This is a genomic window from Peribacillus sedimenti (genome assembly GCF_046237635.1).
GTDB classification, from domain to species: domain Bacteria; phylum Bacillota; class Bacilli; order Bacillales; family DSM-1321; genus Peribacillus; species Peribacillus sedimenti.
The window spans coordinates 2,355,001-2,369,060 of record NZ_CP143547.1 but is presented as its reverse complement, the minus strand read 5'-3'; the positions used below and the strand labels follow the sequence as shown (position 1 = coordinate 2,369,060).

Sequence of the window (14,060 nt, the reverse complement as noted above, 5' to 3'; positions counted from 1 at the left end):
TATGTGTGATTAGAAGGTATTATCATACTAGGACCGTCTGCCGTTGTGAAGTAAAACGACTTATTTAACGGAAATAGAAAAGACGCCTGGCAATTGCCGGCGTCTTTGATGCGTATTGAGGCGAAAAACCGTTTGGCCACATCCAAACGCTGCAATCTGCGTGTTTCCCGGCTTACACAATTTAGCTCATCGCTCTATTAATATAACATCTTCTTTCAGCTGTTTCAACCCCTGGTCACTTTTGGCAATGAATTTAGGGAATTTGTAGTAGAAATGCCCTCACGTGAATAAAATGGTACGAGCCAGGCAGGACATTCTATTGGGGGAAGATGTTATGAGTATTTTTATCAGTTATATGTTTCTTGGATTATCTTTGGCTGCTCCTATAGGTCCAATCAATGCTGCACAGCTTGACCGGGGCATAAAAAATGGGTTCTGGCACGCTTGGATCCTTGGTTGGGGAGCAGCTTTGGCGGATGCGGTTTATATGTTGTTAGTTTATTTCGGTGTGGTTCACTTTTTGGAGACACCCTTCATGAAAGCGTTCCTATGGCTATTCGGATTTTTTGTACTTACATACTCCGGGATTGAAAGCATGGTAAGTGCTGTCAATTTAGATACAAGAAGAAGGTCCAGCAAGGAGTCCCTATTCAAATCATTCTTTGCGGGATTCTTTATGAGCATATCTAACCCGCTTACCATTCTCTTCTGGCTCGGAATCTTCGGCTCAGTTTTAGCTAATGCTGCAGAAAAATATAATCCACAACAGTTAATGATCTACAGTTTCGCGATTTTCTTTGGAATTTTATGCTGGGATATCGCAATGGCATTCGTGGCAAGCACGGCCCGAAAGTTGCTGACAACCCGTGTTCTGAAAGCGATATCGGTGTTGTCCGGATTATCCCTTGTTGGCTTTGGCTTCTACTTCGGATATCAAGCGGTCAAATTATTCATTTAAAAAACAAAATGGGGCCAGACTCCCCTTTAATGCGGTAAATCGAAAAATCATACTAGGTGGTCTTGGTTTTGTGCCACACGGTTTTTCTCATAATGATCGTAGCAAGTGCTATTATTACTAAAAAACCGATGCTGATAAAAAAACCAGGCCGGCTGTCCTTGGCCATTAGGGTTCCTGTGATTGCCAGAAGGATAAAGATTAAGCCAGCGATTCTTTTTATTTTGTCCCCTGTCTTCAGCTCCATAATTTTATTAAATGAAAAGAGAATGAAAATCCAGGTATACAAAAGCATTAGCCCCGCCGCAGTTGTTAAATGTTCGTAAATATTTTCAGGAAGTATAAGAGACATAATAATCGAAACTACCAGTCCTCCTGCCGTAACAGCAAGTGCTGGCAAAGAAACCTTCACCTTTTTCAGTTTTTTTGAAAACATCTTGGGTGCATCCCCATTTTCTGAAAGTGTAACGAGCATATCTGTTACGGCAAAGAGTGAAGCAACCATTGTGGAGAAGCCGGCAATTATTAAAATCCCATTGAACACATGTGGTACAAAAGCAAGATTATAATCATGCAACGCGATAACAAAGGGACTTTCTTTTGTGTTAAATTCAGACCAATCCACTAAAATCACAGCCAAGCCTACTGAAACAACATAAATAATTACGAGAAGAAGCAGCATGATTTTTCCCGCTTTCGAGCCTTCCTTTGGCTTTTTCAGGTTATTAGCCATCAAACCCATGATTTCTATTCCGCCAAATGTATAAAAGGCATAGATAAGCCCTGACCATAAACCAGTCAGACCGTGCGGAAAAAATGATCGATAATCCTTTGGGACAGTTGGATTATTTCCATGGTGTCCAAAAATGCCATATAAAGCAAGGGCCGCAACGACAATGAACATGAATATGCCGAGGACCTTGATCACTGCCATAACGTCCTCCACTTTTTCAAATAGCTTTGTCCCCATAAAAATAACCACTAAACCTAAAATCGCAAATATCGCTGCGAGTAGCCATAAAGGGACATTTGGAAACCAAAACCGTGTAAAAATGCCAAGTGCTGTGAGCTGACTTCCCGTAATCAGTATTTCTGAAGTCCAATACACCCATCCGTTGCTAAACCCTGCCCAGCGGCCATATGCGATTTGTGCATATTTACAGAACGAACCTTTCTGCGGATTATCCGCAGTCAGCCTTGCAAGGGCATCAAAAACTACATATGTTGCAAATGCTGCAATTAGAAAGGCAAATAAAATAGATGGACCGCCCTTCTTGATCCCTATTCCTGATCCCAGAAAAAAACCGGTACCAATTATGCAGCCTACGCCGAGTAGCGAGAGCTGCCACCATTTTAAGTTACCCTCATCCGAACCGCATGCCTGGGCCTTCTCTGATGACATAAGTTCTTCCTCCTCTATAAACACTGATGCCTATAGTTTGAGGATTAAAGTTTTGTTTTATGTAATTGGTTATAGTACATCAAACAGTCAGAGGCGCCCAGAGCATAAAAAAGAGCAAGATACTTGCTCAAATATAAACTAATGCAGTCATTGTTTATCTTCATAGTAAATGTGTTCAGCGTGTAATTCACCATTGATGGTAATCATACCGAATGAAAACTTTTTTTGCCTGCGCTTATCGGTTGCTGACCCGGGATTAAATAACAGCAGATCGCCCACCATTTTCTTGATGGGGATATGCGAGTGCCCGTAAACGATTACATCCACCATTTCTTCCGAAAAAGCGGAAAGGGCCCTCTTTTCCGTACTGCCTTTTTGCCCATGCCCATGTACAATCCCTATCCTATAGCCGTTTATGTCCAGGACTTTCTTCTGCTCAAAACGAGACTTGACGTCTTCCCCGTCTACGTTGCCATACACTCCTTCCACCGGAGCAAAGCTAGAGAGTTCATTATATACATCGATCGTTTGCCAATCTCCAGCATGTATAATTAAATCGGCTGTCTTTAAAGCCTCAGTTAATTTCTTAGGGAGGCTTTTCGCGCGTTTTGGCATATGTGTATCGGAAACCACAATAATTTTCATCCTATTTCCGCCCCCTTTATATAACAATTTAACCAGAATGACATATGTAAAACCAGACAACTCTCATTAACGAATGGCTTGAACCTCTTTTATACTTAAAAAAGCTGATTAACAGAAACCAAGGTGAAATTATGGACTTCGATATTATATTCTTATCTTTTTTTGTCGTTACGGTCGAAGGAAAAGGTGATTCTCTTATCCGTATCGTGGAAATGGCGTTCATTGCTAAAAACATGAAGTCGATTCAATACCGGTATATGCCGGAAGAAGGCATGGTGGAAACACAGTGAGTTAAAAATTCACCAGTCATCCCATGCCCGCTATTTTGAAGACTTTCTAAAATTTATCGAGTATAACGAATCCATGCCTGAAATCATGAAGGCACAGGTCATGAACATGGTACAGGAACGAGTATATGAGATATTTGAAGTTAACCTCGAAGAATTAGAACATTTTAAGAAGACCTTGGAATATGGAAGGCAAGTGAAAAACGTGAACTGAGGGAATGGGTTGATACGCATCAAGTTGTGGAAGCAGCCGCGCAGATTGTCGAACATACACCCGAAGCTGAATTATACCTGAAAATGGGAGAAACAGTGATTAAGGGATTGTTCGCTGACTTTGGAGAAAACCTGCATTTAGCAAAGGTCAATGACCGTTATGAGCCGATTATGGAAGCCGAGACGATCACCTTTGAAGAAGGTGTCTCACCGATGACATGGATCACGTTATGGAGAAAATACAGAATAAAAGATTCGAACAAAAACCGCCCAAACACTGCTTTCGATTTTGAGCTATTATACTTTAATATAAACTGCTGACTATAAATTTCAGTAGTTCCTTTTGTAAATTTGTCTTTTTCTCACAGAGTGTTCTTTTTTAAAGAATGCTCTATTTATTTAAATTCCTGAGTAGAATTATATGCAGCAATCACTGCTTCTTTTGCGTGTGCGAAATTGAAAAAGGCGTAATTGTTTTCAGATGATTGTAATAATGAACCATCATATGCAAAAGCTCTAAAATATCCTGTTGATGTCGGATGTTCTTCTATTACTCCTATTTCTTGATCTACTCCTTCAATACTCATGAAAACATTTGTTAACCCACTATAATTGATGCTTTCGTTTATATCCATTACGTAACATCCTCTCACATTTTATTTGGTATTAGATTTTCCATTTGTGACAAGATGTATATCTCATAAGAATAGGAAAAAGGTAATATTATAAATTCAGCCCTTACAAAATTATAGAAAACAAAAAATACGATTGCTAGCAGCATGTATGTAAAGAGACAATTGTTAAATTCATAAATAGTTGCTTCACCCAAATGCAATGCCAGCAATGCGCCCAACCCTGCTACTTTTAATATTCTTTTTATTTTAAATTGGATGCATTACATTGTTTCACTTAATCACTTAATTTGAAATAGAATAAACGAATCAAAGGATGAAGCTCGAATACATGTTAAGAGATATTAGAAGAAAAGAGCCCTCAGGAGGATTTTAAATGAATGGTAGTTAAAAAATCTGAGCGCTATGAAATGGAACATCTTTGTTGCTTTATTTATCTTAGCATTTTTTTAACACCCTCTCTTTCCACGATTCTTGAGTATTTGCCATTTAAACACGTGTGTAGGGATTAGCGTTTTACAATACAGCTATCCTCCATATACATAATCGCAACTCCTTTCAATCATAATAACTATGTTGATATAACGAAAGGAGGGGAGAATATGACCAAAGACAATGAGAGTAGTATGATACATTCGAATTATGTTGATAAGCAGCTTGATCAACTTGAAAAACAAAATTCAAATAACAAAAACTTAAAAGGAACTACCAATGAGATTCAGCCTATGGCAACCAAGGACGAGCGATTGACACAATAGTAGCTATCTCCCACTCCCTACTGGTGCTGTGCCGGTAGGGTTCCTGTTCCAGACGCTAGAAGATTCGTCACCCGCTGATTGATATACTCCAAGCAATAGCAGTATCATTACAAGGTTTTAATTATCGACAAACCCATTCAAAATCCATAAATAATTCGACTTTTCAAGCAAAAAAAATCCCCAGTGAAGAGTCACTGGGCTAGCAGGGGGGTAACACTTTATAGTGTTGTATTATACTCTTCCCGCATGGTATAAAAATAAACCGCAATATTGTCAAAAGATAAAAGAATTTGTTAAAAATATGTTGAATTATGCAGATTTGCCACTGGGAATACAAGAAATGTCATAGTGAATAACAAAGGATATTGATTAAATCCTGTATGTAAGAAGCCTAAGTTATTCGTTTAAATGTAACCCTTATAGTCTGAATAAATGTAGATAAACAATAAAATTGCAAAAAACAGGGACAAGTAATAAGACAATTTATAGACTTTTGAATCTGAATCCACAGGATTTCGATATTTAGCAGGGATGAATAATCCGCCTATATAGCCAAGGCCAAGGGTATAAGCCCAATAAAAGGTATACGAATCCCAGAAATCCCAGCCGCTTCTATATCGTATTAATTCGGAAAGTTTAATTATGAGCACTTCGAGAGAAAATATGAAAATAACGATCATGAAATAAAATGAAAATGCCTGTCTTATTGGAGTAAATCTTATCGTAAACAATACCAAAAAGCTGAAACTAACAGCTGCTGCAGGTATTACATACGATAAGGGCAAAGCAAACTGATAGAAGCCTAACAAGTAAAAAAACAAACATAAAGCGGCCGAAATGACTAAGCTTATGGAGAAAACCAACCCATATCGTTTAAAATTCTTTCTTGCCACAAAAATACAGCCCAGCCCGCAAAGTGCGAATAAGCTAATTAAAATAGTCCAATTTGGTTCAATCACTCTTCAATCTCCTGCTTTGTTATTTTTTGATACAACCTCTTACTACCTAACTATAGCAAGATGACATATTGATTAACAAATCTACAGTCCATAATCGTTACAATCAGTTAATTTCAGCTGTAGTTATGAATGTATTTCGATTCTTTGTAAAGCCTATTCTCGCTGCCCCTCCTTTCTTTACACAATGCATGTACCATGTACCCTGAATAATTTGTCATAATTACAGTCGTTGTGGAAACAATAAGAAATGGCCTGTTACGGCTATAAAATAATGCTAAGAAAGGGGAATATCCCGTGAAGAAACGACTATCTTCCATTTTATCCGTTTCAATCCTGGCTGTTTTGCTCATGCTTACTGGCTGCAATAATGATGATAACAACAATCCAGCTCCAGAGGATAACAATAACGGTGTTCTTGATAATGACAACGGTAATAACGGCGATACAAATGTGGAACTAGAAGACCAAGACCCAAAAAACAACAACGGCACATTAAGGGATCATGACAGAAATGATGATGATGGCAGAATGCCCGGTGACGCAGATCCATCAGATAACAATAAAAATAAAGATAATAAAGGCAAGGACAATGACGATCTATTAGATAACAAAATGAACGATGAAAAGAGAAATAACGATATAATTCCTGATACTGAATAACCCATTTCCTTCATTGCTAAATAATAGACAGGAAAAATGTCCTGTCTTTTTTCATGATTAAAAAAGTACCCATTTCATAAAGTTTTGGAATGATTCTTGCTCGTTATTTCATTTGGGGCCCTGCTCATCTCAACTTATCCATTAATAACCCTATGATTATTTTATCTCATATGTATGTTTATTCCTATTTTGATTAAAACTGAAACCAAAGGAGGATACCATGCTAAAACTTATTACTGTATTATTGATAAAATTTATTACATGCCTAGCAGCGTTTGCCATTGGCTTAGATTTGTTTTTTGATGCAAATATGGCACATATCATTTCATTTAGCTTTATTACTACAGTATTTTCTTACATTATTGGAGACAGATTTATCTTGAAGCATTTCGGTATTATTGCTGCTACAACTGCAGATTTTATATTAACTTATGTACTGGTCTGGCTCTTTGGCAATATCCTGCTTAACAGTTACTTGCAAATTGCCTGGGGGAGCATTATTTCTGCTGCTATTATTACGGTCGCAGAACTCTTTGTTCATATATACTTAACAAGTGGTATGTCTCAGGAGAGGACACATACATCGCAACAGGCAAACTTTAGGAGAAATCTTGCTTATGGAACGGAATTTGGGGAAGATCAGGAGCAAATAACTTCCCAGAATGATAAAACTAAGAAATAATATTCGAAAATTAATAAAACAGTGGGCAATTACAGTCCACTGTTTTATGTTTACTCCATCCAAGCCCTAAAAAAGTAAGATCGATATGTCGGGAAAATCTATCAAGGGGTTGCGATTTCCCTGAAGATCCTGAATAGCAGCATTCCTGTGCTTCTCGTAAATCGATACTGGAAATGCTTTATGCCATTGCAACAAAATCGGCATATCAATATTCCCCATATCTATTGCATTTTTATATTTAATGAGAAAATATAATGTGGCTCTGGCAACAATTCCTTTTCCATATTCAGGCTCAAACTTACCTTCGACCGCTTTACCGCATCCGTCCTTTATCCCCGACACCTCTGGAACATAGTCGGTAAAATCATAATATGGACTGTTCCCCCGCCTGCTATTGCAGCTTGGTTCGCACGAAAACAAGTGGTGCAAATCGCCCTTCATGGGTTCTTCATGGCGGAACCACGACTGGGGAACCACATGTTCACAATTTAGAGGTTTGCCGATTGAAAAAGTAATGAAATTATCGCTGATTAACATTTGATAATCTTGGTCTATGGCTTCCAAAGGCTCCATTTTTATCCCGGAATAAAGACTTCTTAGCTTTCCATTTTCATGGAGATCGACCCAGGGATATATATAACGGTGCGGTGCATACTCCAATTTTTTTTCATGTGTATCGTTCAACAAAACATTCAAATGATTGAATAGATTGTCACCTTCAAAGGAAATGCCACCATAATAATCTTCTTTACGCTGACTATCCTGTTTGGCATCATAATAAGGACGATCTTGTAAACCTGCCAACAGCTCCCGCTCTGCCTCATTGCGCTCCTCCAAGAGCTTTGTCCTGCTGTTCATTGCATATTCAAGACTTTTGCCATGAATTTTTGGCTGAATATCCCTGATAAGTGCTCAACAGCCGTCAAATACAGCAGTCCGTTTCCTTCCAGCTTTGGTGAGTACCCAAGCGGAACTGTTCTCTTAATTAACTGTGCATATAACTCTGTCCCTGTAAGTTCTCTTTCAAAGCTTTTATTAGAAATATTTTTTATTAAAGCCAATGCACCCGACACGTGTGGAGTCGACATGGACGTCCCGCTTAATTTTGCATATTTCCCGTTTTTATACGTTGATATTATTTCCTCTCCAGGAGCTACAAGGTCTACTTCTCTATTAGAATTAGTGAACTCGGATGAACGCCTCTCTAGATCGATAGCACCGACACTTATCACTTCATTATAGCAGCCCGGATATCCCATTTCATCTGTTGTTTCACTGCCATCCCCTTCATTTCCTGCAGCACAGACAACGAGTATATTATTTCTCACTGCATTTTGGATAGCTTCATGCAGTTCGGGTACATCCTCAGGACCTCCCAGGCTCATGGATATGATATCTGCTTTTTGCTCTACTGCAAAATTGATTCCATTAATAATCCACTCATACATGCCCGAGCCATTTTTATCAAGTACCTTTACAATTAATAATGATGCTGCTGGTGCAACGCCTACTACGCCTGAATTATTTTCTTCGGCTGCCATTGTTCCTGCCACGTGAGTGCCATGTCCATTATAATCCTCATAAATGTCAGGGTTCCCTTGGTCATCTCCCGTAAAATTTCTCCCCCCAATGATTTGCGATTTCAAATCAGGATGGTCGGCATCACAACCAGTATCCAAAATTGCAATAGTTATTCCTTCTCCTTTTGTATGGTCCCAGATCTTCGGGGATTGTATCAGTTCCACCCCTCTTGGGATCTCGGAAACCTCTTCAGCCTCTTCAATGATTCGATACGGAATTAAACGCACTTTTCGTTCCATCCCTGTCCCCTCCTAATAATTATGAAGTATGGCTCCGCCTTGATGTTACAAATATTTTAACAATTCAGAATATATATAAACAGTTACCTTTGTAGTATTTTGCAGCTATGGATGCTAAATAATCTAGTATTTCAGAGTACATTGATTAATGTAAGAACTGTAAAACTTGTTGAATGTTAAATGGTTTTGAAGAATGCAAACTTGTTTTGATAGCTTTTGTCAAGCAGCAGGAATAAGAGAAGAGATCTGAAGAATATCACTACTAATAAAGAGAATCTTAAAAATCTAATAACAAGGGGATGAGAAAATGTCTTCTGCTCAATATATGAAAACTTATTCGATAAAGGATGTATCAAAGCGAATTAACATTCCGACAGGGACACTTAGGCAATGGGAGAAAGATTTAAAGGGGCTTCTGGTTATTCCGCGTTCTCAGCAGGGAGCAAGATTCTATACGGATAAGGAGGTTGCGATTCTTGAGAAGGTTAAAGAAATGCGAGCAAAAAATCTAAGTAAGGACATGATCAGAACCCTGCTTGACAAGCATATAAACGAGCCTTCGGAACCTTCTTCCGAAACAGTCGAAAGCTATGTACCCACAGTTACGAGCCAGGAAATCCAGCCAGTTATGGATTCACAAGTAATTGAGCAAACTCAATTAATTGAAGACTTCTATCACGCTATGGAGACATATAAGAATAATATGATTGCCGAAATCCAAAGCATGATGACAGATTCAAGAAGAGAAATGGTGCAGGAGATAAGCAATGAACTAAATCAGAAATCCTTGTATACCGTTCAGGGCCTTTCAAAATCAATCCAGCGGTCAAATGAGAAAAACAAACAAGAGTTTACAGAATTGGCCCAAACGATTGCAAAGGTTTCGGAATATACTTCCGAGTCCTTCGAAATTCTTTCTGAGGACATTTCGAAAGCCTCCGAGGATACTTACGAAAAGCTGAATAAACGGATAAATGAAACATCCAGGACATCTATAAAAGATTACAAAACCCTGGTAAATAAAGTATCCCAAACAGTTAATGAAGCGCAGAAAGACATTCGGGCTGTATCCAAATCCTTGCATGCGGAACAGGAGCATTTCGTAAGCTCTATGAACGACAATTTAAAAGAACTAACCCAAGCCATTAGAGAAAGAGAAGATGCCTTCCAGAACATGGTCTCAAGCTTTAGAGAAGCAGCTGCTGCGAAAGGTAATAAAAAGAAATGGTGGAGGCTTTGGGCGCAGGATCATACGCAAAACCAGAAACAAGAAAATGAACAGAATGACGATATTGATAATCCTCAGGAAATTCACTAAAAAACCAGGTGGAAATTCTATTTCCACCTGGTTCAAATTGCATAATATCTAGTAAAAGAAAATTGGCTGGTTTATTTTTGCTTAATCGATTGTGCGGCCAATGGATTTTTTAATAATTGTTTATAGAATACAATACCACTTGCTAACAAGACTACCCCGAACATAAAGGTTTTTAGATCTGCTGTTCCTGCGATGATCACCCACAGTGAATAAAGGGTAGCTAATGCTCCAATAACTCCATCTATTACCCTGCTTGACATGGTGTTATAAGTTTCTCCTGTGAATACTAGCTTTACCTGAAATACAGCAGAGATAAAATATGGTATTAAATAAGCTAAAGTAGCAATAAAGATTACAAAATTAAATGCCTCTGAAATAGAGCTCGAAATTGTTGAAAATAAGAATAGCTGTGCAAGGCCATTCGATAAAACAAGCGAAAAAACAGGAATACCTTTTTTATTCTCCTGCAGGAACGCCGGCAGGAATAATCCTTGTTTGGCAGCCTGATGAGGTACTTCCGCACTTAACAGCACCCATCCAATCGTTGAACCTATCATGCTTACACAGGCCAGGACAGCCAGAAGCTTTCCGCCGATAGGGCCAGCGACAGATTCAATTGCCTCGCTTAGGGGCTTTCCGGAATTCATCAATTGTTCAGGGCTAAGCATCCCCATTACTAACGTACTAATTCCAATATAGATTGCCAGTGAAATGATGAGTCCAAGAATTGTAGCCCTTTTTACATCCGCAGGTTTCTTGGCCCTGGATGCAAATACCATCGCTGATTCTATTCCTATAAAGGCCCAAAGTGTCGTAACAGCTGCACTGCTGATTTGCCCATACATGCCAATGATTTCACCCTCATCCGTCGTCTTTGGTGCTACAAAGGGCAGGATATTTGCTTTTTGGAAAGCAAAAATACCAACTATAATAAATATCATGAAGCCAAGAACCTTCGTAGCTGTAGCTAGGAAGTTGAGCTTTCCAGCTCCCTCCAATCCCTTTAAGATGATGAAGTGTATCCCCCATAATAAAATTGAGCTTACAATGAAGGTCATTGCATTTCCTATTTTTAGAGTGAATGACCCAATGCTAAAGAGCTCAGCCTGATTTGTTAAAATTGGGAAAAATGCTGAAAGATAGCCAGCAAATGTAGTAATAATAGCAACATTGCCGGCAAAATTCCCGATCCAATACCCCCAGGAGGACATAAAGCCAGATAATAATGATGCTATGGATCCTGGTCTAAAAAGCTCTTTTGCATATATTTGCGGTCCCCCTGTCAATTCCGGTTTCCTGATTGCCAGATTGCCAAATACAAGTGCAAGCATCAGCACACCAAAACCAGTGATGCCCCAGGCAGCAAGCACACCTCCAGGGCTTGCTAGCTTGGCTAAAGAACTTGGCAGCATAAAAATTCCAGAACCTACCATGTTACCGGTAACCAATGCTGTTAATATCCAAAATCCTAACTTATACTTCGAATTCATCCAGTTGCTCCCTTCTCGCTGTCACTCATTTATTTTCACAAAATAATATCTATAATTTCTTCTAGATACGAATCAAACAAGCATAATATATGCAATAATTATTAAATTACCTAAAATATTAAGCAATTTAAGTCATCATTGCATAAAATAATTATTCAATTTAATGCATAATAATATAATAGTGAGCATCTTAAAAAATGTCAATAAAATATATTAATATAATTTCAGCTAACTTATACCATTATCTTTGGCATTTATAAAAAAATCGTCAAAAATTAATTCGACGCTGATTATACCAAATATTTCCTCGGGAGTTTTATTTAATGATTTCCTTTAATAATAAGGTCGCATGATGTATAAATTGCAGGATAATAATTACTTTTTTTGCCCCGGATAAATTATTCTGCATCTTACAACAATTCATCATATTTGGCTGTACTTTGCTGCGTGATACACAACCCCTTATGAACCCATATGCTGTTCCTAAAATAGGAAAACGTTCAGCCGAAGGTCCCTGATAACACGAAAAAACCTTAGGAAACAGTCCTAAGGTTTTTGATTGCGGGGACAGGATTTGAACCTGCGACCTTCGGGTTATGAGCCCGACGAGCTACCGGACTGCTCCACCCCGCGATAATATAAATGATGCAATTTTAATTTATGCACTAAGTGTACTGTAGACTGTCCGGATTTCAGAAGGCCAAACCTAGCAGCGGCTCAATCCGTACAACTCGAAGATATTCAGTGAAGTAAAGCTCGTTGCTCCACCCCGCGGTAATATAAATGATGCAATTTTAATTTATGCACTAAGTGTACTGTAGACTGTCCGGATTTCAGAAGTCCAAACCTAGCAGCGGCTCAATCCGTACAACTCGCAGATATTCAGTGAAGTAAAGCTCGTTGCTCCACCCCGCGGTAATATAAATGATACAATTTTAATTTATGCACTAAGTGTACTGTAGACTGTCCGGATTTCAGAAAGCCAAACCTAGCAGCGGCTCAATCCGTACAACTCGAAGATATTCAGTGAAGTCAAGCTCGTTGCTCCACCCCGCGGTAATATAAATGGTGGAGGATGACGGGATCGAACCGCCGACCCCCTGCTTGTAAGGCAGGTGCTCTCCCAGCTGAGCTAATCCTCCACACATATGGAATTGGTGACCCCTACGGGATTCGAACCCGTGTTACCGCCGTGAAAGGGCGGTGTCTTAACCGCTTGACCAAGGGGCCAATACAAATGGCGGAGAGCAAGGGATTTGAACCCTTGAGACAGGGTTACCCGTCTACACGATTTCCAATCGTGCTCCTTCGGCCACTCGGACAGCTCTCCATTATGGCTCCGCAGGTAGGACTCGAACCTACGACCATTCGGTTAACAGCCGAATGCTCTACCACTGAGCTACTGCGGAAAAGTAATAATGTTGCCTTAATTTGGTTTCGTGTTGCCAAATGTCCTCATCTCAGTAAGTGAATCGAACAAGAAGCGCGATAAGGACAACTCGAAGACTTCATTATAATGGAGCGGGTGATGAGAATCGAACTCACGACATCAGCTTGGAAGGCTGAGGTTTTACCATTAAACTACACCCGCATAAAAATCAATCATACCGGTGGTCGGGGTCGAACCGACACTCCGTGAGGAACACGATTTTGAGTCGTGCGCGTCTGCCAATTCCGCCACACCGGCAAAAAAGTTATGGAGGCGGCAACCGGATTCGAACCGGTGGATAAAGGTTTTGCAGACCTTGGCCTTACCACTTGGCTATGCCGCCGTATAATGGAGCGGAAGACGGGATTCGAACCCGCGACCCCAACCTTGGCAAGGTTGTATTCTACCACTGAACTACTTCCGCATTATGGCTGGGCTAGCTGGATTCGAACCAACGCATGACGGAGTCAAAGTCCGTTGCCTTACCGCTTGGCTATAGCCCAAAGATAAAATTGAATGGAGCGGGTGATGAGAATCGAACTCACGACATCAGCTTGGAAGGCTGAGGTTTTACCATTAAACTACACCCGCGTTTCTATAATGGGGCGGCTGATGGGAATCGAACCCACGAATGTCGGAACCACAATCCGATGCGTTAACCACTTCGCCACAGCCGCCATTGATAATTAAAATGGCAGGGGCAGCAGGAATCGAACCCACACTGGAGGTTTTGGAGACCTCAGTTCTACCTTTAAACTATGCCCCTATGATAAATGGTGGAGGGGGACGGATTCGAACCGCCGAACCCTG

General features: G+C 39.7%; 12 protein-coding genes, 14 tRNA genes and 1 pseudogene (1 of these 27 running past the window's edge). 6 read left to right on the top strand and 21 right to left on the bottom strand.

What is annotated here, in order from left to right; all coding sequences use genetic code 11:
• Positions 1-334: 334 nt before the first annotated feature.
• A complete protein-coding gene (locus tag V1500_RS11785) occupies positions 335-958 on the top strand; it encodes a LysE family translocator (protein ID WP_409305697.1) in 624 nt (207 codons plus the stop codon).
• Between the two features lie 52 nt (positions 959-1,010).
• On the opposite strand, the gene V1500_RS11780 is transcribed toward V1500_RS11785, so the two are convergent.
• A complete protein-coding gene (locus tag V1500_RS11780; RefSeq protein WP_409305696.1) occupies positions 1,011-2,357 on the bottom strand; it encodes an amino acid permease in 1,347 nt (448 codons plus the stop codon).
• Positions 2,358-2,504: 147 nt separating this feature from the next.
• Entirely contained in the window at positions 2,505-3,002 is a 498-nt protein-coding gene (locus V1500_RS11775; RefSeq protein ID WP_409305695.1) for a metallophosphoesterase family protein, read from the bottom strand.
• Positions 3,003-3,193: 191 nt separating this feature from the next.
• Between V1500_RS11775 and V1500_RS11770 the strand changes: the two are divergent.
• Positions 3,194-3,823 (top strand): annotated as a pseudogene (locus tag V1500_RS11770) (DUF3900 domain-containing protein); the annotation flags it as partial.
• A gap of 74 nt (positions 3,824-3,897) precedes the next feature.
• Here V1500_RS11770 and V1500_RS11765 read toward each other — a convergent pair.
• Positions 3,898-4,137, bottom strand: a complete 240-nt coding sequence (locus tag V1500_RS11765; protein ID WP_409305694.1) for a hypothetical protein — start codon at positions 4,135-4,137, stop codon at positions 3,898-3,900.
• Positions 4,138-4,736: 599 nt separating this feature from the next.
• Between V1500_RS11765 and V1500_RS11760 the strand changes: the two genes are divergently transcribed.
• Positions 4,737-4,892 (top strand): hypothetical protein, encoded by a 156-nt coding sequence (locus tag V1500_RS11760; RefSeq protein WP_409305693.1) that lies wholly within the window; start codon positions 4,737-4,739, stop codon positions 4,890-4,892.
• A 404-nt stretch (positions 4,893-5,296) separates the two neighbouring features.
• On the opposite strand, the gene V1500_RS11755 is transcribed toward V1500_RS11760, so the two are convergent.
• Entirely contained in the window at positions 5,297-5,851 is a 555-nt protein-coding gene (locus tag V1500_RS11755) for a CBO0543 family protein (RefSeq protein ID WP_409305692.1), read from the bottom strand.
• Between the two features lie 294 nt (positions 5,852-6,145).
• Here V1500_RS11755 and V1500_RS11750 point away from each other — a divergent pair, with 294 nt between their 5' ends.
• Both V1500_RS11750 and V1500_RS11745 read left to right on the top strand, forming a co-directional pair.
• Entirely contained in the window at positions 6,146-6,511 is a 366-nt protein-coding gene (locus V1500_RS11750) for a hypothetical protein (protein ID WP_409305691.1), read from the top strand.
• A 220-nt stretch (positions 6,512-6,731) separates the two neighbouring features.
• Positions 6,732-7,193, top strand: a complete 462-nt coding sequence (locus V1500_RS11745; protein WP_409305690.1) for a YndM family protein — start codon at positions 6,732-6,734, stop codon at positions 7,191-7,193.
• 66 nt (positions 7,194-7,259) lie between these two features.
• Here the strand turns inward: V1500_RS11745 and V1500_RS11740 are convergent, their stop codons facing one another.
• Together V1500_RS11740 and V1500_RS11735 are read right to left on the bottom strand one after the other, a co-directional pair.
• Positions 7,260-8,051 carry an endonuclease I family protein gene (locus tag V1500_RS11740; RefSeq protein ID WP_409305689.1) on the bottom strand — a complete coding sequence of 264 codons (792 nt, stop codon included), beginning with the start codon at positions 8,049-8,051 and terminating at the stop codon, positions 7,260-7,262.
• Positions 8,048-9,013: a S8 family peptidase gene (locus V1500_RS11735; protein ID WP_409305688.1), complete on the bottom strand. Its 966-nt coding sequence runs from the start codon at positions 9,011-9,013 to the stop codon at positions 8,048-8,050. The genes V1500_RS11740 and V1500_RS11735 overlap by 4 nt, the downstream gene beginning before the upstream one ends.
• 307 nt (positions 9,014-9,320) lie before the next feature.
• On the opposite strand from V1500_RS11735, the gene V1500_RS11730 reads away from it, so the two are divergent.
• Entirely contained in the window at positions 9,321-10,331 is a 1,011-nt protein-coding gene (locus V1500_RS11730; RefSeq protein WP_409305687.1) for a helix-turn-helix domain-containing protein, read from the top strand.
• 71 nt (positions 10,332-10,402) lie between these two features.
• On the opposite strand, the gene V1500_RS11725 is transcribed toward V1500_RS11730, so the two are convergent.
• The 15 genes from V1500_RS11725 to V1500_RS11655 all read right to left on the bottom strand — a co-directional run.
• Complete coding sequence (locus V1500_RS11725) at positions 10,403-11,821, bottom strand: amino acid permease (protein WP_409305686.1); 1,419 nt, start codon at positions 11,819-11,821, stop codon at positions 10,403-10,405.
• A gap of 559 nt (positions 11,822-12,380) precedes the next feature.
• Positions 12,381-12,454: transfer RNA gene (locus tag V1500_RS11720), tRNA-Met, on the bottom strand.
• Between the two features lie 433 nt (positions 12,455-12,887).
• Positions 12,888-12,963: transfer RNA gene (locus V1500_RS11715), tRNA-Val, on the bottom strand.
• A 13-nt stretch (positions 12,964-12,976) separates the two neighbouring features.
• Positions 12,977-13,051: transfer RNA gene (locus tag V1500_RS11710), tRNA-Glu, on the bottom strand.
• An 8-nt stretch (positions 13,052-13,059) separates the two neighbouring features.
• Positions 13,060-13,151, bottom strand: a tRNA-Ser gene (locus V1500_RS11705).
• A 4-nt stretch (positions 13,152-13,155) separates the two neighbouring features.
• Positions 13,156-13,230: transfer RNA gene (locus tag V1500_RS11700), tRNA-Asn, on the bottom strand.
• Between the two features lie 108 nt (positions 13,231-13,338).
• Positions 13,339-13,412 (bottom strand) — tRNA-Gly (locus tag V1500_RS11695).
• 14 nt (positions 13,413-13,426) lie between these two features.
• A tRNA-Leu gene (locus V1500_RS11690) sits at positions 13,427-13,508 on the bottom strand.
• A 10-nt stretch (positions 13,509-13,518) separates the two neighbouring features.
• Positions 13,519-13,593, bottom strand: a tRNA-Cys gene (locus tag V1500_RS11685).
• A gap of 6 nt (positions 13,594-13,599) precedes the next feature.
• Positions 13,600-13,674, bottom strand: a tRNA-Gly gene (locus tag V1500_RS11680).
• 4 nt (positions 13,675-13,678) lie between these two features.
• Positions 13,679-13,753: transfer RNA gene (locus tag V1500_RS11675), tRNA-Gln, on the bottom strand.
• A gap of 14 nt (positions 13,754-13,767) precedes the next feature.
• Positions 13,768-13,841, bottom strand: a tRNA-Gly gene (locus tag V1500_RS11670).
• 10 nt (positions 13,842-13,851) lie between these two features.
• Positions 13,852-13,927, bottom strand: a tRNA-His gene (locus V1500_RS11665).
• A 15-nt stretch (positions 13,928-13,942) separates the two neighbouring features.
• Positions 13,943-14,016, bottom strand: a tRNA-Trp gene (locus V1500_RS11660).
• Positions 14,017-14,024: 8 nt separating this feature from the next.
• Positions 14,025-14,060 (bottom strand) — tRNA-Tyr (locus V1500_RS11655); it runs 49 nt beyond the window's last position.

What these genes read in the sequence shown, in the direction of transcription:
- V1500_RS11785 (WP_409305697.1), top strand. Translation starts at nt 335, where the DNA reads ATGAGTATTTTTATCAGTTATATGTTTCTTGGATTATCTTTGGCTGCT.
- V1500_RS11780 (WP_409305696.1), bottom strand. Translation starts at nt 2,357, where the DNA reads ATGTCATCAGAGAAGGCCCAGGCATGCGGTTCGGATGAGGGTAACTTA.
- V1500_RS11775 (WP_409305695.1), bottom strand. Translation starts at nt 3,002, where the DNA reads ATGAAAATTATTGTGGTTTCCGATACACATATGCCAAAACGCGCGAAA.
- V1500_RS11765 (WP_409305694.1), bottom strand. Translation starts at nt 4,137, where the DNA reads ATGGATATAAACGAAAGCATCAATTATAGTGGGTTAACAAATGTTTTC.
- V1500_RS11760 (WP_409305693.1), top strand. Translation starts at nt 4,737, where the DNA reads ATGACCAAAGACAATGAGAGTAGTATGATACATTCGAATTATGTTGAT.
- V1500_RS11745 (WP_409305690.1), top strand. Translation starts at nt 6,732, where the DNA reads ATGCTAAAACTTATTACTGTATTATTGATAAAATTTATTACATGCCTA.
- V1500_RS11740 (WP_409305689.1), bottom strand. Translation starts at nt 8,051, where the DNA reads ATGAACAGCAGGACAAAGCTCTTGGAGGAGCGCAATGAGGCAGAGCGG.
- V1500_RS11735 (WP_409305688.1), bottom strand. Translation starts at nt 9,013, where the DNA reads ATGGAACGAAAAGTGCGTTTAATTCCGTATCGAATCATTGAAGAGGCT.
- V1500_RS11730 (WP_409305687.1), top strand. Translation starts at nt 9,321, where the DNA reads ATGTCTTCTGCTCAATATATGAAAACTTATTCGATAAAGGATGTATCA.
- V1500_RS11725 (WP_409305686.1), bottom strand. Translation starts at nt 11,821, where the DNA reads ATGAATTCGAAGTATAAGTTAGGATTTTGGATATTAACAGCATTGGTT.